A 25665-nucleotide genomic window follows, 5' to 3' on the forward strand; every position below is an offset into this window, starting at 1 on the left:
TAATCGCGTTTTCAAAAGCTCAAGCTTTCGCCTTAAAAAATTCACATCTTTGGCATAAATTTTCTAGTCTTTCTCCTCTTTCAAAGCCTTGCTTTAAATCTAAAAATTTTTTTGTTTCTAGCAGATTTTGAAAGGAATTTTCAAGCACATTTCCTAAATTTATATCCCCATTAGTATCCAAGCAGCAAGGCACTAATGTGCCATTACTTAAAATGCCAACTTGTTCTTTTAAAGCGTGGCAAAAGCCTTTTTTAGAAACGATAGGCGTTTTTAAACTAGGCCAAGTAAAACGCTTTGCTTGATGTAGCATAATATGTCTTTCAAGGCGAATTTTTGGCATTGTAAAGTCAAATTTTTCCTTAAAATTTTCATTTAGGATTTTATAAATTTCTTCATTTTCTTTAGGGGCTTTAAAATTAACATCAAAATTCCATAATCTTAAATTAATAAAACTCGATTTTTTAAGCTCTAAGTGCTTTTTGCAAAATGCTAAAATCGGCGTCAAATACGCGTTTAAACTTAGCTTTTTTTGTGAGAAAAATGAAGCGAGGGAAAAATTGATTTGGTGGATATTTTCGTAATTTAAAAGCAAATTTTGATTTTTCTCATTTAAATGAAATCCACTTGTTGTAATCTCAAGCTTCATTTGATAAGTGTTAGCCATATTTATAAACTGCTCTAAATTCCTTAAAATTAAAGGGTCTCCCAAAAGATGAAAGGTAAAAATTTCAGCTTTATCGTAAATTTGCGTGGCGATTTTTTCAAAATCTTGCAAAGGCAAAATGCCTCTTTGAGCTTTTTTGGAGGGGCAAAATTCGCACTCAAGCCCACAAATATCGCTTAATTCCACATAAATTTTTTTAAAAAGCATTTTTAGCCTTAAAAATTTGCAAAGCTTTTAAAGAGAGATTTGAGAGGGCTAAATTTTCGAGCTCTTTTAAACTTTTAAATTCAAATTTCGCATTCTTTTTTTGTAATATTTGATGATAAATTCTAATGTGTAATTTATATTTTGTGTAGGTGTGCTTAAATTCTCCTACAAATTTCGCATTGCAAAGATAAATTTTTTCACCGAAAGGAAAATTATAAAGCCCTTTGTAAAGTTTTTTTGTGCTTTTTTGGATGGCGAATTTACCTTTAAATTCTAAAATCAATAAATCAAGTTCTAAATTTTCATATTTTGTTTTTTTAGCTTTTGTATAAAGGTCTGGCGTATCTTTTCCCTTGCAAAAAGCATTTAGGGGGCAGAGTTTGCATTTTGGATTTTTAGGAAGACAAAGCAAAGCACCTATGTCAAGCAAGGCTTGGTTATGGTCAAAAGGCTCTTTGAAATTTAAAATGAGTTTAGCCCTTGCTTCAAGCTCTTTTGTTGTTGGATTTTCAAGTGCAAAAATTCGCAAAAGAATGCGGCTTATATTTGCATCCACAAAGCTTTCACACGCATCATACCCAAAGCAAGCCACCGCCCCAGCCGTGTAGTTTCCTATACCGCACAATTTTAACAAATCTTTCTTTTTGCGTGGCAAAAAGCCACCAAATTCCTCAACGCACTGCTGTGCTGCCTTTTTTAAATTCCTAGCCCTAGTATAATAACCAAGCCCTTGCCAAGCCTTTAAAATTTCATCTTCTTTTGCATTTGCAAGACTTAAAAGTGTGGGGAATTTTTGTAAAAAAGGAAAATAAAATTTTTCCAAAACAACCTTAACTTGCGTTTGCTGGAGCATAATTTCGCTAATATAAACCGCATAAGCTCTATTTGCCTTACCTTGCAAGTTTCTCCAAGGAAGCGTTTTGCGTCCGTTATTTTCATACCATTTGAGTAAATTTTTTTGTAATTTTTCTATCATCTCTTTTTGCATTAGGCAAAAAGTATAGCAAAAATTTTCATTTTTTTGTTAAAATTCATCAAAATATAAACATTAAGGAAAGAAAATGCTAACATTTTTTAAAGGTTTAGGCGTAGGATTTTTGTGTCTCTTGCTTTTCATCGCTGGGGTGGTTTTTAATGTTGAATTTTTGGGCAAAAAATCAAGTTCGAACGAAGTGGAATTAATCACAAAGGCGGAAAGTTCCATTAAGGTAAAGCCTGATATTTACGAGGCTGAAATTAATTTTTGGGCAAATGAGGATTTAAGCACAAAGCTTCATTTAAGCGAAACTGAAAAAGCACAAATCTCTCAAATTTTTAAAGAAATTTTAGAAAGAAGTGCTAAGGATAAGTTTTGCACGGGCGGAGCTTATAGTTTAGAAGCAAATTTCTCTTATGAAAACAATTTTAAAGTCCCTAAAGGACAAAGGCTAAACGCTGTTTTAAATTGCGAGATAAAAGAGGGAAATTTAAGTGCGTTTAATGCGTTTTTAAATGATATTAATGCTATTGTTGCAAAGAGCGAATTTATAGGCGTTTCGACCCCAGCCTTAAGAGCAAATTTCTCTAGCGATTTACTTAAAGCGACGAAAGAAAAATTAAACGACGAGCTTTTAACAAAGGCTTACGAGTATGAAAAAAATTATTCTACGAAACTCAATAAAAATTGCGTTTTAAAATCTTTTTCTTTAAATTCTGCCCCTATCGTTACCCCAAGAGCTTTAATGATGAGTGCAAAAAGTGCCGCCAATGAAGCGATTTCCCTACCTCTAACAAACGAGCAAAGTCAAAGTGCTGTCGCAAATTTACTTTTCATTTGTAAATAACTTAAAGCAAAATAAACTCTATTTAAGTTTATTTTGCTAGAATTTCGATTTTTACGCGGGAATAGCTCAGGGGTAGAGCACAACCTTGCCAAGGTTGGGGTCGCGAGTTCGAATCTCGTTTCCCGCTCCACCTGCCCGGGTGGTGGAATTGGTAGACACAAGGGACTTAAAATCCCTCGGAATTTTTCTTCCGTGCCGGTTCAAGTCCGGCCTCGGGCACCACATTTACATTTTGAACTTTGAGGCGATATAGCCAAGTGGTAAGGCACGAGCCTGCAAAGCTCTGATCCCCGGTTCAAATCCGGGTGTCGCCTCCAAACGGGAGATGGCTGAGTGGTCGAAAGCGGCGGTCTTGAAAACCGTTGAGGGTAACACCTCCAGGGGTTCGAATCCCTTTCTCCCGGCCACTTTTCTCTTTTAATGACCCTATTTTAATTAGCATTTTATAAAATTTCATAAGGAAGCCCGATGAATGCGACACAATCCCATCCGCTAGAATCCTTACTCGCCCAGCACTGCCCCAACGGCGTGGAGTTTAAACGCTTGGGCGAAGTGTGCGAGATTGACGGCGGTAAGTTAAATGCAAACAAAGCTCAAGAAAGCGGAGCTTATACATTTTTTACTTATGATTATAAAAATCCAAAATTTGTTGATAGTTATGCTTGGGATACCGAAGCTTTAATTGTATGTAAAAAAGATAATGGCGAAGAACCTTGCCGATATTTTGAAGGCAAATTTAATGCTTTTCAGTGGATGCGGATTTTGCATAGTTTTAAAAATGTAAATATCCATTTTCTCAAATATTATTTCAATGCCACTTTTATGAGATTTTTGCAAAAAAATATTATAAATATTAGTTTGCCTTATATTGCAATGGATACCATTAAAAAATTCCAAATCCCCCTGCCGCCGTTAGTCGTGCAGGAGAAAATCGTAGAGATTTTAGACACATTTACAGAGCTTCAGGCAGAGTTGCAGGCAGAGCTTGCCGCGCGGCGCAAGCAATACACCTACTACCGCGACAAGCTTTTGAGCTAGAGCGAGCTAGAGAAGCGCGCCCACGCCATAGGCGGCAGCGTGGAGCTTAAGCACTTGGGCGAGCTAGGGGCTTTCACGCGTGGCAATGGCTTGACAAAAAGCGATTTTGTGGATTCTGGTGTGCCGTGTATCCACTACGGGCAAATCCACACACACTACCACAACTACACGCATAGCACGATAAGCTTTGTAAGCCAAGAAGTGGCAAAGAAGCTGAAAAAAGCAAAATATGGAGATTTAGTCATTTCTGGGGTGAGCGAGGATAAAGAATGCGTTTGTAAGGCAGTCGTTTATCTAGGGGAGCAAGAAGCGTGCGTTAGCGGTGATACTTTTATTTTTTCACATTCACAAAATCCAAAGTTTATAGGCTATCTGTTCCAAGCCGAGCCATTTGATAAATTTAAAAAGAAATATGCACAAGGGGCAAAAGTTTTGAGAGTGCATAATAAACAATTAGAAAAATTCCAAATCCCCCTGCCGCCCCTAGAGGTGCAAAGGGACATTGTGGAGATTCTCGATAAATTTGACACGCTCACAAACGACCTTGCGCGCGGACTGCCTGCCGAGATAGAAGCGCGTAAAAAGCAGTATGAATATTATAGAGAGAGGCTTTTGGATTTTAGGTAGTGCAACTTTCATTTTAGGGCTATAAAAGCCCATTGTTTCAGTAATGATTATTGCATTTCTTTTAAAAAAGCGTCTTTAAATTCTACATAATTTTTAGCCGATATTTTTAAAAATTCAATTTCTTCGGGTTTTAATTCTCTTATAAATTTAGCTGGGTTGCCTAGTATTAAAGAGCGTGGAGGAAATTTTTTATTTTTAGTGACTACGCTTCCTGCCCCCACAATGCTATCTTCTGCGATATAAGCGCCGTCCATTACGACAGAATTCATTCCTATCAAAACGCGTTCTTTAATTTCACAAGCGTGTATAACGCAGTTATGCCCTATGCTAACATCATCTGCTATTATAGTGGGGTGTCCTGGGTCTTTTAGTGCACCATTTTCATCAAATTCTTTGTGCCAAATGTGTAGGGTGGTTAAATCCTGTATATTAACCCTTTTGCCTATTTTGATAAAATTATAATCCGCTCTTAAAACACAATTAAACCACACGCTACTATCTTCATCAATCTCCACTTCACCGATGATTTTAGCGCCGTCTGCTATGAAAACATTTTTGCCTATTTTGGGGGTTTTTCCTTGAAATTTAATTAGCATTTTCTCTCCTTTTTTTAAGTATATCTAAAAGTTTAATCTTTTTGGTTACAATTAGCCTTTTTATAGGAGTAAAAATGAACGCGTTTGAGCAAAAACGCTGTCAGGCTATGGCAGAAGAGATTTCTACAAAAACCTTTATCAACGAAGAGCTTTTTAACGCCTTTTCTCAAGTGCCAAGAGAAATTTTCTCTCCGCTCAAAGCTCACGCATATCGCCTCGATGCTCTACCTTTGACAAATTCGCAGTGGATTAGCTCTCCTTTAACTGTGGCTAAAATGACTATGGCATTACAATGCAAAAATGCCGATAGTGTGCTAGAGATAGGCTGTGGAAGTGGCTATCAAGCGGCGATTTTAAGTCGCATTATAAGGCGTGTTTTTACCATAGAACGCATTGAAAAGCTTGCAAAAAAAGCCGCAGATACTTTTAGAGAGCTTGGTTTTTTAAACATTAATGTCCGTTTTGATGATGGGCAAAATGGCTGGAAAAATTATGCTCCGTATGATAGAATTTTGTTTTCTGCTTATGCGACTTCGATTCCTGAAATTTTATTAGACCAGCTTAGTGATGGGGGGATTTTAGTCGCACCCATTTTGCATAATGGCAAACAATTTATCACAAGGCTCAGTAAAAATGGCACAAATTTACAAAAAGAGATTTTAGAAGAGTGCTGCTTTGTGCCTGTTGTCGATGGTAAGGAACAGCTTTAAAAGCTGTAAATTACCGTAACTATCGTTAATAATCCTGTCAAAAAGACAAATAAATCTAAAGCTTTATTTTGAAATTTTTTAAGCTTTGAAATGCTGTAAATCGCAATGATTGGCATTAAAAATAAAATTGCCGCGATAATAGGACCGCCAAGCTTTTCTATAAAGTCTAAAACGCTAGGGTTATAAAAGCCTACAAGTAGCATTATGATATACATCGAAAAGCCGCAGATGAGCCTGATGAGCTTTTGATTGGGATTTGTCGCTCCTGCCATTTTGCAACATTTGCGAACGATACCATAAGCGCCTTCTCTTGCTCCAAAATAATGCCCAAAAAAAGAACTTGTAATCGCCAAAAACGCCACCAAAGGACCACCATAAGCGATGAAAGGATTGTCAAGCTTATTAGCAAAATATGAAAGCACTGGGATATTTTGCGCTCTGGCATCGCTAAATTCCTCAGCATTTAAAGAAAGCACACAAGAAAACACAAAAAACATCACAAAGATAAGAAGCATTATTGAAGTTTTGAAAAGAATTTGGTCTGCTTTTTCGCCACTTTTATGTTCTTTATAATGTCTTTTTACGCTTAGTGTAAAAGTCGAAATGGCGGGAGAATGATTAAAAGAAAAAACCAAAACGGGCAAGGTAAGCCATACGATGGTAATAAATTCTTTAAAATGCGGTATGTGAGTAAAACTTTCTAAATTCCAATGCGGTATAAGATAAAGTGAAAATAAAAATAAAATCGCACACAAAGGATAAACAAGCCACTCGCAAATTCTAGTGATAAGCTCCTCGCTTAAAAGCATTACTATCATAAATAAACTTACCAAAATAAAGACAAGCAAAGCCCTATAAAAAGGAAAAAGATTCGCCACGACCTTATCATTTTCACTTGTGCTTACTTGATAAATACTTTGAATAAATTCAGCCACATCAGCACTGGCTAAGGGTAAAAATTGATGGTAAATAAAACTTTCGAAGGTATTGCTAATCCCAACACAATAGGCGAGACAAATGGGGAAAATCGCGAAAAAATAAAGCACAGAAATAAATAAAGCCGTATTTCTTCCAAAATACTCCTCTGCGGCGTGGGTGATGTCCTTATCCGCTCCACTTGCTTGAGAAACAAAACGACTTAAAGCCCTATGACTAAGATAAACCATAGGGAAAATAACAAAACCCATCGCCACCACAGGCCAAAAGCCCCCAGTTCCAGCCCTAATGGGTAAATAAAGAATTCCAGCACCTACAGCTGTGCCAAAAAGTGAAAGCATCCATCTTGTATCAAATTTATACGATTTCATTTCTTGCCTCAATGTAAAGCAGCGTTGAGTGCTACGACTTTTTTATTGAAGCCAACCATCATAGCCCCGCTAATGCTATCTTGCCTAAAATGCAAAGCATTGAGATTTTTAAGCTCTATGCCCTTATAAATTTCTTTATTAAAGTCAAAGCTAGGATTTACTTTTTGAAGCTCTTCTTTGTCTTTAAGTAAAAATTTCGTTCCCTCAAGCACGGCAATGCCAGCATCCACGATGCAATTATCCCCCAAAGGTATGCCCGTAACGGAATTTGCCCCCAAAAGACAGGCTTTTCCTACACTTATAGCATTTCCACTTGTGCCACTTAAAACACCAAGTATAGAAGCTCCTCCACCTATATCGCTTCCCTCGCCCACTATGGCACTAGAGCTTATGCGACCCTCAACCATACAAGCCCCTGTGGTTCCAGCATTAAAATTCACATAAGAAGCTCCGGGCATTATGGTCGTCCCAGAGGCTAAAACAGCACCCATTCTTACTTTAGCACTATCTAAAATTCTTGTATTATCTTCAGGGATAATGTGGGCTAAAAAGCGTGGGAATTTATCAACGAAATCAATCTTAGGATATTGCTTGCCCATCTTAAGACGCATTTCGTTTTCGCGTAAATATTCAAGTTCTATCGGTTTATCCTCACTCCAAGCGACATTATGAAGTAAGCCAAAAGCACCATTTAGATTAAGCCCTCTCAAAGGCACTTTTTTAGAAGAGAGCAAATAGAGCTTAAGATATACACTTTCCACACTCAAAGGCTCTTTATCTTCAAAAAGGCACACAAAGGCAAATTCTTCATCTTTAAATTTATCCTTGATAATTTTAAGCAAGTCGATATTTTTATGTCCTTCTTCCTCTAAAAAAGGCTTAAAACAAGAAAGAGCAAATTCTATATCTTCAAGTTTTAAAAGCTCTACGAATTCACTTTTGTCGAAATCAAGAGCCACACCACGCCTTGAAAAAGCCTCAAGCATAACCGCTGCTGAGGCATAATTTTGCTCAAAATTAACCAAAGCAAAAGAGGCTTGTAAAATTTTATTTTTATTAAGCTGTCCCCTATCAAGTCTCGCTATACCAAAAGCATAGGGCTTTCTATAATTTGCTTTTTGTTCAATTTGCTTTATTAAAAGCAAAAAATCTTCTTTTGTGCCTATCATTATCCATCCTTTTTTCTATGAAAAATGCCTAAATTTTAGCCTTTTTTGCTTAATGTTTCTTTGTTAAAAGAAAAAATACAAAAAAACCAAATATAATTAACATCATACCATCTATTTATTTATTTCTATCTATAATAAAATTTAAATTATCTCTATAATGAAAAAAAATAATATCAAAGAATCATTCAAAGTTTGTAAAGTCTTAACAATAAAAACACACCTACCTAAAAAACCTTAAAGCCTTAGTTAGCTTTATAAAAACAAATATAAAAACTTGAAAGAAAGAAAGCGTAACGCTGTGGAAAGTTAAAACAACAAGTCCGCAATGAGCTACTTTCCCCCTGCCAGTAAGGCGTAGTATCATCACCCACGATGTGCTTAGCTTCTTGGTTCGGGATGGAGCAAGGCGTTTCCACATCTGTATAATCACGGACATTGTTATTTAAATGTTTATAAGCCTCAAGTTTCATTTAGCTTTGACTTCATTTTTTCTGTCTTTGCCTAGCTTAGATTACAATAAAGCTTCTACAATTTTAATCCTTATTCTTTACCCAAGCAAAAACTCAATTTAGAATTTCAAACAAGAATCATTTCAAAGCGATAAACACTTAAAAAACAATGTTAAGAGCAAGTTTTAATAAAACTCTTTACCCTTTAAGGCTTTAAACCTTAACAAGGAAGTGATGCTTTATAAAAGTAAGCCAAACGCTCTATTAGTACTGGTCAGCTAAAAGACTTTCATCTATTACACACCCAGCCTATCAAACTAGTCGTCTTCTAGAGAGCTTAGAGAAGATTCATCTTAGAGTTGGCTTCACGCTTAGATGCTTTCAGCGTTTATCCTTTCCAAACTTAGCTACGCTGCGATGCTCTTGGCAGAACAACAGCTACACCAGTGGTTTGTTCAACCCGGTCCTCTCGTACTAGGGTCAAATCTCTTCAATCTTCTTACGCCCACGGCAGATAGGGACCGAACTGTCTCACGACGTTCTGAACCCAGCTCGCGTACCGCTTTAAATGGCGAACAGCCATACCCTTGGGACCTGCTCCAGCCCCAGGATGCGATGAGCCGACATCGAGGTGCCAAACCTCCCCGTCGATGTGAGCTCTTGGGGGAGATCAGCCTGTTATCCCCGGGGTACCTTTTATCCTTTGAGCGATGGCCCTTCCACACAGAACCACCGGATCACTAAGACCGACTTTCGTCCCTGCTTGACTTGTATGTCTTGCAGTTAAGCTGGCTTATACCTTTATACTCTACAAACGATTTCCAACCGTTTTGAGCCAACCTTTGTAAGCCTCCGTTATTATTTGGGAGGCGACCGCCCCAGTCAAACTACCCACCAGACATTGTCCCACTTGAGGATAACTCAAGCTGGTTAGCTACCCAAATAAGAAAGAGTGGTATCTCAACAATGGCTCATATACAACTGGCGTCATATACTCAAAGCCTCCCACCTATCCTGCACATTCTTATCCAAGTAGCAGTGTCAAGCTGTAGTAAAGGTCCACGGGGTCTTTCCGTCTTGCCGCGGGTAGGAGGAATTTTCACCTCCACTACAATTTCACTGGATCCCTCTTTGAGACAGCTCCCATCTCGTTACGCCATTCATGCAGGTCGGTATTTAACCGACAAGGAATTTCGCTACCTTAGGACCGTTATAGTTACGGCCGCCGTTTACTCGGGCTTCGATCAAGAGCTTCGCTAATGCTAACCCCATCAATTAACCTTCGAGCACCGGGCAGGCGTCACACCCTATACATCCTCTTGCGAGTTAGCAGAGTGCTGTGTTTTTGGTAAACAGTCGGGAGGGACTCTTTGTTGTAACCTTCTTTGCTTTCGAAGTAAATTCTAATACAAAGGGAGGCACACCTTATACCGAAGATACGGTGCTATTTTGCAGAGTTCCTTAAAGAGAGTTCTTCCACGCGCCTTAGAATACTCATCCCACCCACCTGTGTCGGTTTACGGTACGGGCAACATTAGCTAAACTTAGAAACTTTTCTTGGCTCGACGGCATCAGGGGTTCTTCTCGCTATCCGAAGACTTTGAAAAGCCTTTGAGTTCTCGGTGTATTCTCACACGGATTTGCCTGTGTAAGCACCTACAACCTTAGACTAGCACTTCCATCCGCTAGCCCCCCTAGCCCTAAGCGTCCTTCCATCGCACACTAATGTTGGTATAGGAATATTAACCTATTTTCCATCGCTTACCCCTTTCGGACTCAGCTTAGGACCCGACTAACCCTACGATGACGAGCATCGCGTAGGAAACCTTGGGTTTACGGCGTTAATGATTCTCACATTAATTATCGCTACTCATGCCTGCATGCTCACTTCTATCCGCTCCAGCACTCCTTGCCGGTATACCTTCGACGCAAATAGAACGCTCTCCTACCGCTTGCGCTTAGTAAAATTCTTTATCCTAAAATATTTTAAAACTTTCTTGCTAAGGCAAGAACCACTATCGTTAGTTTTAAATCTAAATGATAAAATATCAAAGAATTTAACTAAGCACAAGCCTACCGCTTCGGTACTTACTTTAGCCCCGTTATATTTTCCGCGCAAAATCACTAGACCAGTGAGCTATTACGCTTTCTTTAAAGGATGGCTGCTTCTAAGCCAACCTCCTGGTTGTTTAAGTAACTTCACATCGTTTTCCACTTAAGTAAGATTTGGGGACCTTAGCGGGTAGTCTGGGTTGTTTCCCTCTTGACGACGGATTTTATCACTCGCCGCCTGACTGCTGTGATTACACATAAGGTATTCGGAGTTTGATAGGGTTTGGTACATTGGTGTATGCCCTAGCCCATTCAGTGCTCTACCCCCTTATATTACGACACAACGCTATACCTAAATATATTTCGGAGAGAACCAGCTATCACGAAGTTTGATTGGCCTTTCACCCCTATCCACAAGTCATCCCATAGCTTTTCAACGCTAGCGGGTTCGGTCCTCCACTAGTTCTTACACTAGCTTCAACCTGCTCATGGATAGATCACTTCGTTTCGGGTCTGCAGCATCTGACTAAGCGCCCTATTAAGACTTGCTTTCGCTACGGCTTCGCGTGTGCTTAACCTCGCCAGACACCACAACTCGCAGGCTCATTATGCAAAAGGCAGTCCATCACACTGTATTGCTACATAGTGCTCTGAATGATTGTAAGCAAATGGTTTCAGGTTCTATTTCACTCGGCTCACCGCCGTTCTTTTCACCTTTCCCTCACGGTACTTGTTCGCTATCGATCTGGTAGTAGTATTTAGGGTTGGATAGTGGTCTACCCAGCTTCAGACAGAATTTCTCGTGTTCCGCCCTACTCAGGATACTGCTAGCTAAGGTTAGGTTTTCGCATACGGGACTATCACCCTCTATGGCTACACTTTCCAGAGTGTTCTGCTAACCTTTCCTATTGCACATTGCAGTCCTACAACCCCCAGTGCAAGCACTGGGTTTGCCCTCTTGCGCTTTCGCTCGCCGCTACTGACGCAATCTCTTTTGATTTCTTTTCCTGAGGGTACTAAGATGTTTCAATTCCCCTCGTTCGCTCCATTATGGTAATGTATATCTCTATACATTGGGTTGCCCCATTCGGAAATCTAGGCATCAAAGCTTCTTGACAGCTCTACCTAGCTTATCGCAGTCTAGTACGTCCTTCATCGCCTTTACCAGTCAAGGCATCCACCATTCGCTCTTAGTAGCTTACCTTTTAACCTTCTTTAGCGTCAAGGCAAAGCCTTGACTAAGAAGCAAGCTAAAGGCCTACCCCGCCAAACCTAATAAAATATTAAGCTTAACTAGAAGTTACCTTAACTTATTTCCTTAAACTAAAAAAGTTTTATAACATAATAAACTTATTGTGTTATGTTTGATTCTAAAACGCATCACTTCCTTGCTAAAGTTTAATGATAAAACTCTTTATCTTAAGACGGAAAGCATTCAAACACTTAATCAAAGAAACTAAGCTGTGAGTTTGAAACTTGTCTTTAGCTTTTATTTTAAACTAATCCTTAAATCATTTAAGAGATGAGTTTATAAACTTAGGAAAATTAAAAAAGTATAATTTTTAATTTCTTTTATTAGTAACACTAAAGAAAAGATAAATTTGTTTTACCCTTTAACAAGTTCAGTAAAATTGTTTTTATTAAAACTTGCTTGTGACTCTTAACAATGATAAGTTAAAGAACGCCTTTCTAAGAGTGTTGTAATGCTATTTAGAAAGTGAAAGTTGAAATTATACATAAAGAAACTTAAGGGAAGATGAAATTAGGGAGGGAATTGGGAATTATTGAAAGATGTTTGTTTTTTGTGGTGGAGGAGTAAAAATTGTGGAGGGCAAAATGAAATTTAGCAAAAATATTGTTTTAAAGTGGGTAAGCTCTTTTAAGAGCTTACTCTGGTTAATTGTTTTGGAGTAGGGGTTGGAATTTGTCTAGAGCATCGAGCTTTTCCCAAGGATAGTCTTTCTGCCCCACCTGTCCTCTTGCAGCGACATCAGCATACAAAAAAGTATCTTCACTTGGTTTATCAAGAGCAAATTTATCTCTAATCCAATTTGGCGTAAGGGCAAAATTTTCCATCACAAATTCACTCAGCTTGTCATCATTGATGCTGCTTAAATTTGTCCCCATACAATCCACGCTCACAGAAGTCGGTTTTGCCACACCTATGGCATAACTTAATTGAACGATGCATTTTTTAGCAAGCCCCGCGGCGACTATATTTTTAGCAAGCCATCTACCCGCATAAAGTCCGCTTCTATCAACTTTGGTATAATCTTTGCTCGATTGTGCGCCTCCACCTATAGGTGAATAGCCCCCAAAACTATCTACAATGAGTTTGCGTCCTGTTAAACCACTATCGTGCAAGGAGCTGTGATTAACATATTTACCCGTTGGGTTAATTAAAATTCTTGTTGTCTTAGGGCAAAAAAGCTCTTTAGGCAAATTGCTATCTAAGATTAATTTCATTACCAAAGCCCTTAAATCCTCTATCTTCATACTCTCCACGCAAGGCGCAGAAACAACTATAGTATGAATTTTTTGCGGAGCACAATTTTCAAAATTCGCTTTTGTGCCATAATCAATTGTAACTTGAGTTTTAATATCAACCCCAAGTTCATTTGGGTGCGCCTTAGCGTAAGCATAAACCTTATCACAAAGTATTCTAGCATAGCTAATAGCTGCTGGCATATATTCATCTGCCTCGCAACTTGCAAAGCCAAACATTATCCCCTGGTCTCCAGCTCCCGTTTCGCCATCTTCTTGGTCGACACCCTGATTGATGTCTGGGCTTTGTTCGTTTAAAAACACCATCACATCAACTTCATCTGGATGCAAACACTGTTCTTTAGTGAAATATCCAGCTCCATCGTAACCGATATTTTTCAAAACATTTTTAACTAAATTATCGTAGTCAGTCTTACTAAGCTTGTGATTTGACTTAACCTCGCCCCCTATCACAACCTTATTTCCTGCGACAAAAACCTCACTCGCCACCCTTGAATTTTTGTCATTTTTCAAGAGTATATCCACTATCGTATCAGCGATTATATCAGCGCACTTGTCAGGATGACCTGCGCTTACGACTTCTGAAGTGAATAGATACATAAAAGTCCTTTCATAAAAAATGAGAGAGCATTATACAAAATTTAAGTTACAATAACTCGCTTTTTATATTTTAAACTCATATGAGAATTATTTATCAAAGAATTTAAACTTCAAATTTGGTACGCTTGACATTAAAATTAAATTTACACATTACCTAAAGCATTAAATTTAATAAAACCTATAAGATATGAATTTTTTCCAAAATATACAAGCTTAAAGAATGTGCAACCATACACATTATAAGGCATACAAAAAAATCAATGATTTTAATAATATTTGGCTTTTTGTTGATATAAAAACTCAAAAATTTAGCCCCATAACCCAAAGAGAAAAACCATAAAAACGAAGCGCTTAAAGCCCCTATGGCAAAAAAGATTTTTTCATCAAAAGAAAAATTTAAAGCCGCACTGCCCACTAGAAAAACGGTGTCTAAATAAACATGAGGATTAGCAAGGGTAACGAGCAAGGTTAAAGCTATAGTTCTTTTTAAGCTAAGAGTTTTTCCCTTTGTTAATAACGCTAAAGTAGAATTTGAAAAAATGGCTTTAAGGGATAAAAAAGCATAATATAAAGCAAAAATCACACCGCAAAAAGCTAGGATAAGGGCTAAAATTTGGTTTTGCATAAAAATTCCGCCCACACCAAAGATACCTACACTCATCAAAACCACATCACATAAAAAGCAAAGTAGGCAAACTATGAAAATATGTTGATTTGCCAAAGCTTGTTTTAAAATGAAAGCATTTTGTGCGCCTATGGCTGCAATGAGAGAAAGAGAGAGCAAAAAACCTTTAAATAGTGGCGTCATCACTAAATTCCAAGTAGGAGTCGTGTCTTTTCAAAATCTGCTTCTTGCACGAAAATGTAATCCCTGCTAAAAGCCGACACAACTGAAACGCTGATATGATTTTCTTTAAAAGCTTTAAAACCTGAAATAAAATTCCACTTTGAGAAAAATCGTCAAGCTCATCAATATAAAATGCTCTAAATTTTAAAGAAGCCGTGCTATTTTTAGAGATAGTCTCAATCACACTTGGGCCATCATACTCATTGATTAAGCAAAAAATCGTTTTATTGAAAGCCACTTGTTTATCTAATTTTTTAATGGTAAAAATTTCATCGCAAAGTTTTAATTTCATTTAAGACACTCGATGTCAAAGCCTATGCTGGAGCGATAAGCCATTTCATTTGGATTAAGCGACGAAATTTCTGTAACTTCGTGCCACAAAGAGCTATGTAAATCTGCCTGTAAAAGCCCTTGCCCCTCTTTCAAAACGGCTTCAAAAATTTTAGTCTCTTTATCTTCTGCATAAACAATGCTTTTTGCACCATTGACATTTTTTCTCTCCACGACAAAAGCAAACATTATAAAATCCATCCCATCTTGATGGATACCCTCTGGTGAATTTGTAGCACTCTCACAGCCTTGACAAAAAATAAAAGTGTGATGAGCAAACCACCACACTGCGTATAACTTTGAATTTTCTTTAGAGCAAAAAGCATCATCTTTCTTAAATCATCATCAAATAAAGCTTCAGGTGATTCTTTAAATTTTCTTTCATTTTTTCTATAATCAAAAGCATTATTTGTAAGAGCAAAATTTTGCGTAAAAGGTTCGGCTTTTACTCTTTCAATTTTGTTATGATTTAAATCGACGATATATCGAGAAATCAAACACTTTCCATTTGCTTTCATCGTTGCTAGATGATTGAGAATATTTTCATTGACACCAAGCTGCGAGAAATCAAAATCTAAATCATAATAAATGCTATAATCTTTTATCTCTACAAATTGCCCCACATAATCTACTTTATTTTTATGTAGTAAATATAAATCATCTTCGCAGTCTAAGTAATGGTTGAAGAATTTATTTTGCATTGCTTTTAAATCAATTTGCATATCAACACTATCTACGATAGAAACAGGAAAACTGTTCATAAAATTACCTAAAATCCAACAAGTTGTTTTAAACCAATGGTGGGCCTAACAAGACTTGAACTTGTGACCTCACCCTTATCAGGGGTGCACTCTAACCAGCTGAGCTATAGGCCCTTAAGAAGAATGGTGGAGAATAGCGGGATCGAACCGCTGACCTCCTGCGTGCAAAGCAGGCGCTCTCCCAGCTGAGCTAATTCCCCAATTAGCTTTATCATCAATCTTTAAAATCTAAACAAGGACAATTGAAAAGCAAGTTTGTGAGAAACTTGACTTTATTATACTCTATCCTAACGAAAGGATAAAGTTGTACTCTAGAAAGGAGGTGATCCAACCGCAGGTTCTCCTACGGTTACCTTGTTACGACTTCACCCCAGTCGCTGATTCCACTGTGGGGGATAACTAGTTTAGTATTTCCACTTCGAGTGAAATCAACTCCCATGGTGTGACGGGCGGTGAGTACAAGACCCGGGAACGTATTCACCGTGACATGGCTGATTCACGATTACTAGCGATTCCGGCTTCATGCTCTCGAGTTGCAGAGAACAATCCGAACTGGGACATATTTTATAGATTTGCTCCACCTCGCGGTATTGCGTCTCATTGTATATGCCATTGTAGCACGTGTGTCGCCCTGGGCGTAAGGGCCATGATGACTTGACGTCGTCCCCACCTTCCTCCTCCTTACGAAGGCAGTCTCCTTAGAGTGCTCGACCGAATCGTTAGCAACTAAGGACGAGGGTTGCGCTCGTTGCGGGACTTAACCCAACATCTCACGACACGAGCTGACGACAGCCGTGCAGCACCTGTCTCTAAGTTCTAGCAAGCTAGCACCCTCATATCTCTATAAGGTTCTTAGGATATCAAGCCCAGGTAAGGTTCTTCGCGTATCCTCGAATTAAACCACATGCTCCACCGCTTGTGCGGGTCCCCGTCTATTCCTTTGAGTTTTAATCTTGCGACCGTACTCCCCAGGCGGTATGCTTAATGCGTTAGCTGCATTACTGAGATGACTAGCATCCCAACAACTAGCATACATCGTTTAGGGCGTGGACTACCAGGGTATCTAATCCTGTTTGCTCCCCACGCTTTCGCGCCTTAGCGTCAGTTAAGTTCCAGCAGATCGCCTTCGCAATGGGTATTCTTGGTGATATCTACGGATTTTACCCCTACACCACCAATTCCATCTGCCTCTCCCTCACTCTAGACTATCAGTTTCCCAAGCAGTTTAATGGTTAAGCCATTAGATTTCACAAGAGACTTGATAATCCGCCTACGCGCCCTTTACGCCCAGTGATTCCGAGTAACGCTTGCACCCTCCGTATTACCGCGGCTGCTGGCACGGAGTTAGCCGGTGCTTATTCCTTTGGTACCGTCAAAATTCTTCCCAAAGAAAAGGAGTTTACGCTCCGAAAAGTGTCATCCTCCACGCGGCGTTGCTGCGTCAGGGTTTCCCCCATTGCGCAATATTCCCTACTGCTGCCTCCCGTAGGAGTCTGGACCGTGTCTCAGTTCCAGTGTGACTGATCATCCTCTCAGACCAGTTAAGCGTCATAGCCTTGGTAAGCCTTTACCTTACCAACTAGCTGATACTATATAGTCTCATCCTACACCGAAAAACTTTCCCTATCTAACTTATGCTAAATAGGAGTATGGGGTATTAGCACTCATTTCTAAGTGTTGTCCCCCAGTGTAGGGCAGATTAACTATACCTTACTCACCCGTGCGCCACTAATCCACTTCTAGCAAGCTAAAAGCTTCATCGTTCGACTTGCATGTATTAGGCACGCCGCCAGCGTTCACTCTGAGCCAGGATCAAACTCTCCATATTTTTATCTTCTTTAACATCAGGCAAAGCCTGACTAAGAAGCAACACTAAAGATAAGATTGCTAAACACAATCCATTAATTAGGTTATTCCCTAGTATCTTTAGCTTTAGTGATATGAAGTTTTAATCTAAAACTTTTATTTGTTTAGCTTTACTAATATTATAGTAAAGTTGGCTCAATCGTCACTTATTTAGATTTCAAAGATTGACTATAAGATTTAAATAACAATGTTGGTGTTAAAGAACAAGACTTTTTTAGGTTTTTACTATGGCTAAGAAGCTAAGGGTAAAAAAACAAAAAAGAAATGAAATTGTAGCGAGGAAAGCTTAAAGTGGGATTAAAAATAAAGGAATTGGAGATTAAAATCTCCAACTTTCATTACAACTTAAAAATTTGAATTTCTTTTTGGAGATTATCGCTCAAATTTTTAAGTTCCATCATAGAATTTCGATTTTCACCGACAGCTTTTTGCGTTTGCTCTGAAATACTTGCGACAAAATTAATTTTTTCTTCAATCTCATTCATCAAATTCACTTGTTCTGCGACCTCTTTATTAACCTCTTGTGCTTTGATAAGACTATCATTTGCTTGATTAAAGATGATCTCTACGCTATCTCTAACGCCCTCACTTAAAGCTTTACCTTGTGAAATGAGAGGAATAGATTCTTCAATGGCACCCACAGTGGCTAAAGTTTCTTCTTGAATTTTCTTGTTTATCATCGCAATTTGCTCTGTTGCCGAGCCTGTTTTTTCTGCAAGTTTGCGAATTTCATCAGCCACGACCGCAAAGCCACGCCCTACTTCACCGGCTCTAGCTGCTTCTATGGCGGCGTTTAGTGCGAGTAAATTTGTTTGCTCTGTAATCTCACTAATCAACTCCGTGCTTGTGCCTATGTTTTTAGCATGCTCATCAAGCAAATTGATTTGCTGAGAAATTTTAGAAGAATTATCGGCAATGAATTCCATTTGCGAAGCGGTATCTTCGGCGGATTTTTTATTATTTTCACAAATTTCTGTCGTATCTTTTGAATTTTGCTCTGTTTCTAAAGCAATTTGAGAGACATTTTGCGTTTTTTGACTAATCTCTTTAATCTTTTGTGCCGATTCTCTTGAGGTTTTACCCTGAATAATTACAGATTTTTCCGTCTCCACAAAACGCTCTACCGCTAAATCTACTTTTTCATTTAAATTCTTTGAAGTGTGAAGCATTTGTTCAACTATGTTTCTTAATTGCTCTTGCATTTTTCCCACTGCATAAAGTATGCTTTCATTGTAATTTGTATCAATCTTTTGGGTTAAATTTCCATTTGCCACCTCTTTAATAACGCGATTGACCTCATTTGGCTCACCTCCAACAGATTTTTTAATATAAGAAACGATAAAATAAGCAATGAATAAAGCAAACACTAAAGCAGCACCTACAACACTTAGCATAGTAATTCCGAAAGAGCCTGTTGCCTTGAGTGATTCACCAGTTAATTTTTGACTTGAAGCCTCTTCATAGTCAATTAATTTGTTAATCTGTGCTAACCACAAAATAAATTTAGCCCTAGCTTCATCGAGTAAAAGCTCTGTGGCGACTGTTTTATTGCCCTTTGTAATGACTTGATTAATAATCTCTTCGTAAAGTTTTTTTGTGATAGCATTAGTCTTAGCGATATCTTCATACATAGCTTTTTCATTAGCATCGCCGACTCTGTTTAAAATATCTATCAAAACCTTATCCGCCCTATCATAATCCTCCTCAAGCTTTCTAATCTCCGCTAAAGTCTGCTCCAAATCTGCCCTATCATTATTAATCAAAAGCACATCGCGCACCAAAATCGACCTATCATGCACACTTCCTCTATAATTTATCGCTTGACGCGAAATGAGAGCATTTCTATCCGTGGTCATTCTTAAAGCATCGTCTAAAAAATTTACCTTAGCCATAGAAAAAAACGCAACTAGCAACATAATAACGATAATGAAAGAAAAACTTAAATAAAGTTTAGCTGAAATACCCAAATTTTTTAACATTTTTGTCCTTTACTTAATAAAATAATTTTTTTAATAATTTTTATTGTTTAACAAAAATGAGGAATTATAATCAACAAAACTTATTATTTGATTAAAAATTTAAATTTTGGCACATTCAACCATTTTGTTTTTTAAAAGAACAAACTGCTGGTTAAAATCGTTAAATTTTGGGATATAAGCATAACCACTTAGCGTATCGATAACAAGACAAATTTGCTTTTTATATTTCGAGCTAAACCGCAAAATGCAAGTGGAAGAATTTTTAGCAAGATTCTTATCAAAAACACTTTTTGCACTTTTTAAAGGGGAATAAAGTCTGCCAAACTCATCAAAAATTATCCTAGTCGTCCCACTGCAAGCACCCTTAAATTCGACCTTTTCTATACCAAACCTTTTTTCAATGTTAAATCTAGCACTCGCTTTTTCATCATCTTTATGTATCACCCCACTTTGACCAGAATTCATTAATTTCACGGGATTTAAGATATCTACAGCAATTTCCCTATCCAAATTTACATTCGTCTTACCCAAATTTGCATTGCCATCGCCGTTTTTATCCAAAAAAATTGTATAAGTTTGCTCATAATTTGTCGCAGCCGAATTAATAAAATAAAGTTGCCATCTGCTTTTATACCACTCTCTTTTTGCGTGATTTAATTCATTTGTTCTAAAAGAGCTTTGCATTAAAGCCAAATTTCTTGTATATAAAATATCATTTAAAATGCTTCTTGCACCCTCGCTTAATTTATCTTGCCTTAAATCAAAATTTGCAAAAGTTAAAATCACACCCAAAATTGACAAAACAAGCACAATTTCAAGCAAACTAAAGGCTTTTTTCACTTTCAAAACTTTTAATTTGGTAAATTTTTTGATGTTTCCCTAAAAAAATTCTTATCGTTTTGAATTTAGGATTTAAAATTTCGCCCTTTTTCAAAGCCTTAAGATAGAAAAATTCGCTATTTTTAATCCCATAAAACGCCAATCTTTTTTGAAGCTCTGGCGCAACCCTTAAAGAGTCTATCCCCTCTCTTTTAAGTTCTACGCTTAATTCTTTTGCCAAGTGGTAGTTATAAGCAAAATGCCTTTTTGGCTCATCGATGAAATCGTATAAAATCTTATTTGCCACAATGACAAAATAGCAAAAAAGTAAAAAAATCCCCGCGCACTCGATAAAAATTTTATACTTAAGTCTAAATTTAGGCAGTCTTACCCTATAACTTTGCATTAAAGTTTTAATGAGTAAAGGGGTGCAAATCACACAAAAAGGCAAAAAATCCTCCAAATAAAGCTTTTGACGCAAAGAAAGCAAGGAGCAAAAAATAAAAGTTGTTGTCATCAAAAACCACAACAAACTCTTATCCTTTTTAAAAGCAAGTCTATAAATCACATAAAAAAAATAAACAAAAACTAAAGGCGAAAAACACGCCGCAAAAATTCCCAAAGTATCTAAAAAATATCCCCTAGGACGCCCACCCGTATCAAAACCATAATAAAAAATACTTACGATAAAAAGCACCAAAGAAAGGCTGTATAAAAAGTGATTTTTCTTATAAATTCCAAAAAAGAAAAAAGTTAAAAAAAGGATACCAAAAGATTTATCCACAAACAAAACAAGCACAAAAAGCGGATAAAAAAGCCATTTTTTCTTATACTCATACGCACAAAGTAAGGCTAAAGAAAGCAATATCACAAAAGAGGCTTCATTGACAAGTAAAGCACTTGCCACACTTCCGGGGAGTAAAATGAAAAGCAAGAGAGAAAAAATGCTATCGCTCATTTTTTTGGTGTATTTTAAAGCGAGTAAAAAAAGCAAAATGCAACTTAAAAAATGAAAAAGCAAAAAAACAAAACGCAGTCCAAAGTCATTTTGCCCAAACAAAAGCGTTCCAAAATGCGTAAAATAATAAAGCAAATTCGAGCCGTTAAAATAAATTTTCGCCTCATCTTCGCTAATGCTTAGGGTAGAAATTCCATAAAGTAAAGCAGATAAATCAACAAAAAGTATCAAAAAAACAAATTTAAAATCTAAAATTTTTCTCATCATTTTAGATTTTATAAAATTTAAGCTGTGATTAAATTGAAAAATCGGGGCTATTAGCCTTAATTTTGGGCTTGCAAATTGTTTAATTTATTAAAATTTTCTGGAAATAGCATAGCTTGAAATTTTTTATCCTCTTTGTAGCTCTCTAAACCCGATTTAATGGCTAAAAAAACACCACCACATACTCCAAAAATTCCACCAATTGTAGCGATAATAGACTCAGCCACATTACCAAATCCAAACACTTTTTGTGTAATCAAATGCGCAATAAGCGACAAAATAAAACAAAGAAGCAAAACACCAAAAAATATAGCAATTCCAACAAATATACTACCCACAAAGCCCCCTTCTCCAAAAGTCCAGCGGTGTGTAAAATTTTTACAAGCATTTACATCAAAAATTCCAAATCGATTTTTTATCGCTCTAAGTATCACTTTATCTCCATCTTGTATGACATATTCATTGTTCGTGCGGAAAACTTCACTATGTCCCTGAAGTTTGAATTCATAGTTTACCGTATGTGTCGTTTTTATATCCCCTTTTACATTTTTGCCTGAAAATAAAGTCTCATTTGTTCTAATTTTTCCACTTGTATGTGCATATTCTCTTTTTTGAGCTTGTTCTACTATACCGATAAAAAAGCCGTCTTGATACATTTTTTCTCCTAAATCATTTAATAAAAGCGATTTTATGAAAAAAAAAAAAAACAAAAAACAAACAAAACGGATAAAATGCAAAGAAGCCCTAAGGCTTCTTTAATTAAGATTTTTTAAGTCGCCAAGAAGCAGGGTTGAAAAGCTCTAAAAATTCACTTTTAAGTGTCGCATTTTGCTCTATGCTAATTTCTCTAAATCTTAGCAAAGCAAAAAGGTAAAAAACAAAAGAAACAAAGCCACAAATTCCCATCAAAGCCACTAAAACCACACCAAAAAATCCTCTAAAATTTAGCAAACTTATGCCAAAAAACACAAGCACTAAAGCAGCCGTGTAAAGACTATAAAGAAAAAATGGCTCGTGGGTGATTTTTGCTAAAATTCTCACATAAAGCACAGCACTCAAAATAAAAGCTATAAGAGCTACCACACTCAACGCCCCAAGCACATAAGCTAACCATTTTCCACCAAAAAACGCACCAAATGTAGTCCCAGTGCTAAGAAAGCTTAAAACAATGCTTAAAATTATCGCTAGAAAAAAGGCTCTCATCAAAGCATAATTAGACGCTAAATGACACAAAGAAAATACCACCCAAAACACACATAAAAAGCTCACAAAACTCCAAAAAAATACTCCCGTGTCAAATTTCATTCCATACACTAAGCCACTCAAAAAACTTATAATTAAAGCAGTGAAAGAAAAGAATTTAATGGAGTGAATATTCATCGTTGAAAAACTCTCTTTAATCTTTCTAAAATCCCAAAATATAAAGGCATTATTGATAAAAGGAGGTTCAGCACACAAGCAACTTTCACCTTGCACCACGCTCACATTTACAGCCCTATCGTCCTCAGCCTTAAATTCCACCGAAGCATTTGTAGGAAATTCTCCCACATAAAAATATTTTTTGCCATCATCTGCCATTATCACACCACTTGAAATAATCTTACCCCTCATTACCCCTCCTTAAACTACAAATTTTAAAGCCGTGATTGTATCAAAAAAAAAAAAAAATCACCTTAAACTTCAAAAATTATAAGCTATCTTTGTATGCTTCGCATTCTTTAAGCTCATTTTGAATTTTCTTTGTGCCAAAGAGCATTAAATTCGCATAAAAAATAGGAAAAAACGCCCCTCTAATAAGAAAAAATGCAAATTTGAAAGCCCAAGTTACCCAAATGGTATTGTCTCGATATTCCCTTTCCTCATCAAACTTAGCCCTTATCCCAGCGGCACTATTTTCAAATTCTAATCTTCTTTGAGCTCTTTCCGTAAATCCAGCAAAAGCCAAGAAAAAACAAGCAAAAAAATACTGCCCAATTGAAAATGGAGTGCCTACAACAAGATGAGATAACAAAGCTATACAACCTAGTGCTAAAATCACGCTCCAAATGATTTTTTTAACTTTGATTTTACTTAATTCTTCCCTAAGCTCTGCGATATAGCTCTCCACTCTCGTTAAATCACAAGATTTGCAAATAGGCTTATTTTCTATCTTTACAGCATTGCTAACGCACTCATTACAAAGCCCTACACCACAATTTTGACAAGCACCAACTGCAACCAAATCATTATGATTAAAACAATTCATACAAATCCTTCTAAAGTAAATTTAGGCGATTTTACAAAAAAAAAAAAAAAACAAATTGCAAATCAAAATTCTGTGAGAATTATAAAATTAAAAAATGAAAGAGATAAAGGCAAAACGAAAATACGATTTGCCTTTATAAGTGAGATAAATTATAAGGCTTCTTTTTTCCTAACTTCTTTAAATCTAATCCAAGCAATAAGCTCAATAACTGCTGCAGCAATCATAAGAACAATACCTAAAATAGGCACTAAAATTGTAAGAGCTGCAACTGCACGGCATATAAAAGCATATAAAAAGAATTTTTCATTTGTAACTTCAGCCAAATCTCTATAATAAAAATAACTAAATACCAAACCACCGATACATATCAACACACCAACGACAATAAGAGCTATCATTCCAGTGGTAAATCCGCTACTACCACTCAAACCTCCTATAAAACTTCCAGCAACAGAAAAGCTCATAACTATTCCACCCACGAAAACTAATATCCAAGAAAGTAAAAAATTTCTAATCAAAGGCGCACCAGAAATTTTGCCGATGGTCAAAATAGCTAAAATCATAAAGACAAAACCAACAAGGCTAAGAGCCCATCCAAGAAAAGGGATAACACCAAGTATAACTCCAGCTACATAAATATAAGCTTTCGTTTTGATAGAATTAATGCTATCACCTTGCATAATATTTCCAATATTTATGAAATTTTTTGTGATAAATATAGATTTTGCCTCCGTTCCATCGACCTCAAAATCCACTTCAGCATTGATGATGTCATTTATCGTTTTATTATTTAAATTTCTCACATTTTCAAGAGAAAAACTATAACGATTACCATCGTTTCCACCGATAAGATTATCCGCAAGTATTTTACCCTGCATTTTGACTCCTTAAATTTAAAATAAAGTCGTATTCTATTTTTTTTTTTTGTATTTTCGCTGAATTTAAGCCTTAATTTGTTTTAAAAGTATAAAATTATGCCTTTTAAATGGATTTAAGGATTAATATGTTTGAATGGATTTTTAGCGTTGATGCTTGGGTAACGCTTTTGACTTTATCAGCCCTTGAAATCGTTCTTGGCGTGGATAATATCATCTTCCTAGCGATTTTAGTAAGCAAACTTCCGCCAAAACATAGAGATAAAGGACGCATTTTAGGTCTTGGCTTTGCGATGATTACAAGAATTTTGCTTCTACTCTCGCTTTTTTGGGTGATGAAGCTTGTCGCACCACTATTTTCCCTTTATGTGGGCGATGTCGCAAATTTAAGTGAGGAAGCAAAGAATTTAGCCTTTTTTAGCACAAGCTTTTTTGCCTTTTTTACCGGAGGTATAGCGGGATTTGAGGGGCTTAAATACTGGGGAGAGATTTCTGGTAGGGATTTGGTTTTATTTTTTGGAGGATTGTTTTTAATCATTAAATCCATCAAAGAAATAAAAGACGAAATTTTAAGCACACACGACGAAAATGACGAGGGCGAATCAAATCTTAAATTAAGCTCCAAGCTTTGGGTTGTGGTGGCTGAAATCGCCATTATCGACATCGTCTTCTCTCTTGATAGCGTCATCACTGCGGTGGGAATCGCACAAGATATTGAGATTATGATTATCGCGGTGATTTTAGCCGTTTTGGTAATGCTTTTTGCCTCTAAGCCCATTGCGGATTTTGTAGAAAAGTATCCTAGCATTAAAATTCTTGCCCTTGCATTTTTGATAATGATAGGCGTGGTTTTAGTGGCGGAGAGCTTAGAGCTTCATCTTAGCAAGGCTTACATTTATGTGGCTATGGTGTTTGCACTTGGAACAGAAATTTTAAATATCATAGCCGCAAAGAAAAAAGGAAAGGAAAGATAA

At 36.9% G+C, this 25665-nt stretch carries 22 protein-coding genes, 6 tRNA genes, 3 rRNA genes and 1 pseudogene; 9 read left to right on the top strand and 23 right to left on the bottom strand.

All coding sequences use genetic code 11. From position 1 onward, the window contains the following. Positions 1-19: 19 nt before the first annotated feature. Both CHELV3228_RS08985 and mutY read right to left on the bottom strand, forming a co-directional pair. The gene (locus CHELV3228_RS08985) at positions 20-871 is read right to left on the bottom strand and encodes a radical SAM/SPASM domain-containing protein (RefSeq protein WP_082200662.1); all 852 of its coding nucleotides are present in this window, start codon (positions 869-871) and stop codon (positions 20-22) included. Then, the gene (gene mutY / locus CHELV3228_RS08990; protein ID WP_082200663.1) at positions 861-1859 is read right to left on the bottom strand and encodes an A/G-specific adenine glycosylase; all 999 of its coding nucleotides are present in this window, start codon (positions 1857-1859) and stop codon (positions 861-863) included. Before mutY ends, CHELV3228_RS08985 begins: the two co-directional genes overlap by 11 nt. Before the next feature lie 73 nt (positions 1860-1932). Here mutY and CHELV3228_RS08995 point away from each other — a divergent pair, with 73 nt between their 5' ends. From CHELV3228_RS08995 to CHELV3228_RS09025, 7 genes are all read left to right on the top strand, one after another. Further along, complete coding sequence (locus tag CHELV3228_RS08995; protein ID WP_082200664.1) at positions 1933-2694, top strand: hypothetical protein; 762 nt, start codon at positions 1933-1935, stop codon at positions 2692-2694. Positions 2695-2749: 55 nt separating this feature from the next. After that, positions 2750-2824, top strand: a tRNA-Gly gene (locus CHELV3228_RS09000). Positions 2825-2827: 3 nt separating this feature from the next. After that, positions 2828-2916 (top strand) — tRNA-Leu (locus tag CHELV3228_RS09005). 21 nt (positions 2917-2937) lie between these two features. Continuing rightward, positions 2938-3011, top strand: a tRNA-Cys gene (locus CHELV3228_RS09010). Between the two features lie 2 nt (positions 3012-3013). Then, positions 3014-3101, top strand: a tRNA-Ser gene (locus CHELV3228_RS09015). 61 nt (positions 3102-3162) lie between these two features. Next, positions 3163-3732 carry a restriction endonuclease subunit S gene (locus tag CHELV3228_RS09020; RefSeq protein WP_082200665.1) on the top strand — a complete coding sequence of 190 codons (570 nt, stop codon included), beginning with the start codon at positions 3163-3165 and terminating at the stop codon, positions 3730-3732. Positions 3733-3771: 39 nt separating this feature from the next. After that, complete coding sequence (locus CHELV3228_RS09025) at positions 3772-4359, top strand: restriction endonuclease subunit S (protein WP_234981009.1); 588 nt, start codon at positions 3772-3774, stop codon at positions 4357-4359. A gap of 47 nt (positions 4360-4406) precedes the next feature. On the opposite strand, the gene CHELV3228_RS09030 is transcribed toward CHELV3228_RS09025, so the two are convergent. Continuing rightward, entirely contained in the window at positions 4407-4955 is a 549-nt protein-coding gene (locus CHELV3228_RS09030; protein WP_082200667.1) for a gamma carbonic anhydrase family protein, read from the bottom strand. A gap of 74 nt (positions 4956-5029) precedes the next feature. Between CHELV3228_RS09030 and CHELV3228_RS09035 the strand changes: the two genes are divergently transcribed. Further along, positions 5030-5665 carry a protein-L-isoaspartate(D-aspartate) O-methyltransferase gene (locus tag CHELV3228_RS09035; protein WP_082200668.1) on the top strand — a complete coding sequence of 212 codons (636 nt, stop codon included), beginning with the start codon at positions 5030-5032 and terminating at the stop codon, positions 5663-5665. Here CHELV3228_RS09035 and CHELV3228_RS09040 read toward each other — a convergent pair. The 20 genes and pseudogenes from CHELV3228_RS09040 to CHELV3228_RS09130 form a co-directional block, all read right to left on the bottom strand. Further along, positions 5662-6972, bottom strand: a complete 1311-nt coding sequence (locus CHELV3228_RS09040; protein WP_082200669.1) for an aromatic amino acid transport family protein — start codon at positions 6970-6972, stop codon at positions 5662-5664. The genes CHELV3228_RS09035 and CHELV3228_RS09040 overlap by 4 nt on opposite strands. Before the next feature lie 8 nt (positions 6973-6980). After that, positions 6981-8141 (bottom strand): tetrahydrodipicolinate N-succinyltransferase N-terminal domain-containing protein, encoded by a 1161-nt coding sequence (locus CHELV3228_RS09045; RefSeq protein WP_082200670.1) that lies wholly within the window; start codon positions 8139-8141, stop codon positions 6981-6983. 317 nt (positions 8142-8458) lie between these two features. Then, a 5S ribosomal RNA gene (gene rrf / locus CHELV3228_RS09050) occupies positions 8459-8575 on the bottom strand. Between the two features lie 258 nt (positions 8576-8833). Continuing rightward, positions 8834-11846 (bottom strand): 23S ribosomal RNA (locus CHELV3228_RS09055). Positions 11847-12538: 692 nt separating this feature from the next. Beyond that, the gene (gene metK, locus CHELV3228_RS09060) at positions 12539-13747 is read right to left on the bottom strand and encodes a methionine adenosyltransferase (RefSeq protein WP_082200671.1); all 1209 of its coding nucleotides are present in this window, start codon (positions 13745-13747) and stop codon (positions 12539-12541) included. A gap of 178 nt (positions 13748-13925) precedes the next feature. Then, positions 13926-14555 carry a LysE/ArgO family amino acid transporter gene (locus CHELV3228_RS09065; protein ID WP_234981045.1) on the bottom strand — a complete coding sequence of 210 codons (630 nt, stop codon included), beginning with the start codon at positions 14553-14555 and terminating at the stop codon, positions 13926-13928. Further along, on the bottom strand, positions 14539-14886 hold the full coding sequence (locus tag CHELV3228_RS09070) for a hypothetical protein (protein WP_082200673.1): 348 nt from the start codon (positions 14884-14886) through the stop codon (positions 14539-14541). Before CHELV3228_RS09070 ends, CHELV3228_RS09065 begins: the two co-directional genes overlap by 17 nt. Continuing rightward, positions 14883-15212, bottom strand: coding sequence for a 2OG-Fe dioxygenase family protein (locus CHELV3228_RS09075; RefSeq protein WP_082200674.1), 330 nt, complete (start codon positions 15210-15212; stop codon positions 14883-14885). Before CHELV3228_RS09075 ends, CHELV3228_RS09070 begins: the two co-directional genes overlap by 4 nt. After that, on the bottom strand, positions 15113-15685 hold the full coding sequence (locus CHELV3228_RS09080; protein WP_082200675.1) for a hypothetical protein: 573 nt from the start codon (positions 15683-15685) through the stop codon (positions 15113-15115). Before CHELV3228_RS09080 ends, CHELV3228_RS09075 begins: the two co-directional genes overlap by 100 nt. A gap of 37 nt (positions 15686-15722) precedes the next feature. Next, positions 15723-15799 (bottom strand) — tRNA-Ile (locus tag CHELV3228_RS09085). Positions 15800-15809: 10 nt separating this feature from the next. Beyond that, positions 15810-15885, bottom strand: a tRNA-Ala gene (locus tag CHELV3228_RS09090). 115 nt (positions 15886-16000) lie between these two features. Continuing rightward, a 16S ribosomal RNA gene (locus CHELV3228_RS09095) occupies positions 16001-17513 on the bottom strand. A gap of 376 nt (positions 17514-17889) precedes the next feature. Beyond that, complete coding sequence (locus tag CHELV3228_RS10785; protein WP_370445657.1) at positions 17890-18945, bottom strand: methyl-accepting chemotaxis protein; 1056 nt, start codon at positions 18943-18945, stop codon at positions 17890-17892. 48 nt (positions 18946-18993) lie between these two features. Then, positions 18994-19530, bottom strand: a pseudogene (locus CHELV3228_RS10790) (MCP four helix bundle domain-containing protein); the annotation flags it as partial. 99 nt (positions 19531-19629) lie between these two features. After that, positions 19630-20370 carry a pilus assembly FimT family protein gene (locus tag CHELV3228_RS09105; protein ID WP_082200677.1) on the bottom strand — a complete coding sequence of 247 codons (741 nt, stop codon included), beginning with the start codon at positions 20368-20370 and terminating at the stop codon, positions 19630-19632. Next, positions 20354-21571, bottom strand: coding sequence for a glycosyltransferase family protein (locus CHELV3228_RS09110; RefSeq protein WP_082200678.1), 1218 nt, complete (start codon positions 21569-21571; stop codon positions 20354-20356). The genes CHELV3228_RS09105 and CHELV3228_RS09110 overlap by 17 nt, the downstream gene beginning before the upstream one ends. A gap of 59 nt (positions 21572-21630) precedes the next feature. Continuing rightward, the gene (locus CHELV3228_RS09115) at positions 21631-22227 is read right to left on the bottom strand and encodes a hypothetical protein (RefSeq protein WP_139018500.1); all 597 of its coding nucleotides are present in this window, start codon (positions 22225-22227) and stop codon (positions 21631-21633) included. Positions 22228-22330: 103 nt separating this feature from the next. Then, positions 22331-23182, bottom strand: coding sequence for a hypothetical protein (locus CHELV3228_RS09120; protein WP_082200680.1), 852 nt, complete (start codon positions 23180-23182; stop codon positions 22331-22333). Positions 23183-23258: 76 nt separating this feature from the next. Then, positions 23259-23816, bottom strand: a complete 558-nt coding sequence (locus CHELV3228_RS09125; protein WP_082200681.1) for a hypothetical protein — start codon at positions 23814-23816, stop codon at positions 23259-23261. A 149-nt stretch (positions 23817-23965) separates the two neighbouring features. Next, the gene (locus CHELV3228_RS09130; protein WP_082200682.1) at positions 23966-24694 is read right to left on the bottom strand and encodes a hypothetical protein; all 729 of its coding nucleotides are present in this window, start codon (positions 24692-24694) and stop codon (positions 23966-23968) included. A gap of 125 nt (positions 24695-24819) precedes the next feature. Between CHELV3228_RS09130 and CHELV3228_RS09135 the strand changes: the two genes are divergently transcribed. Beyond that, complete coding sequence (locus CHELV3228_RS09135) at positions 24820-25665, top strand: TerC family protein (RefSeq protein ID WP_082200683.1); 846 nt, start codon at positions 24820-24822, stop codon at positions 25663-25665.

Origin of the sequence: Campylobacter helveticus, from assembly GCF_002080395.1 — a bacterium.
Taxonomy (GTDB): Bacteria; Campylobacterota; Campylobacteria; order Campylobacterales; family Campylobacteraceae; genus Campylobacter_D; species Campylobacter_D helveticus.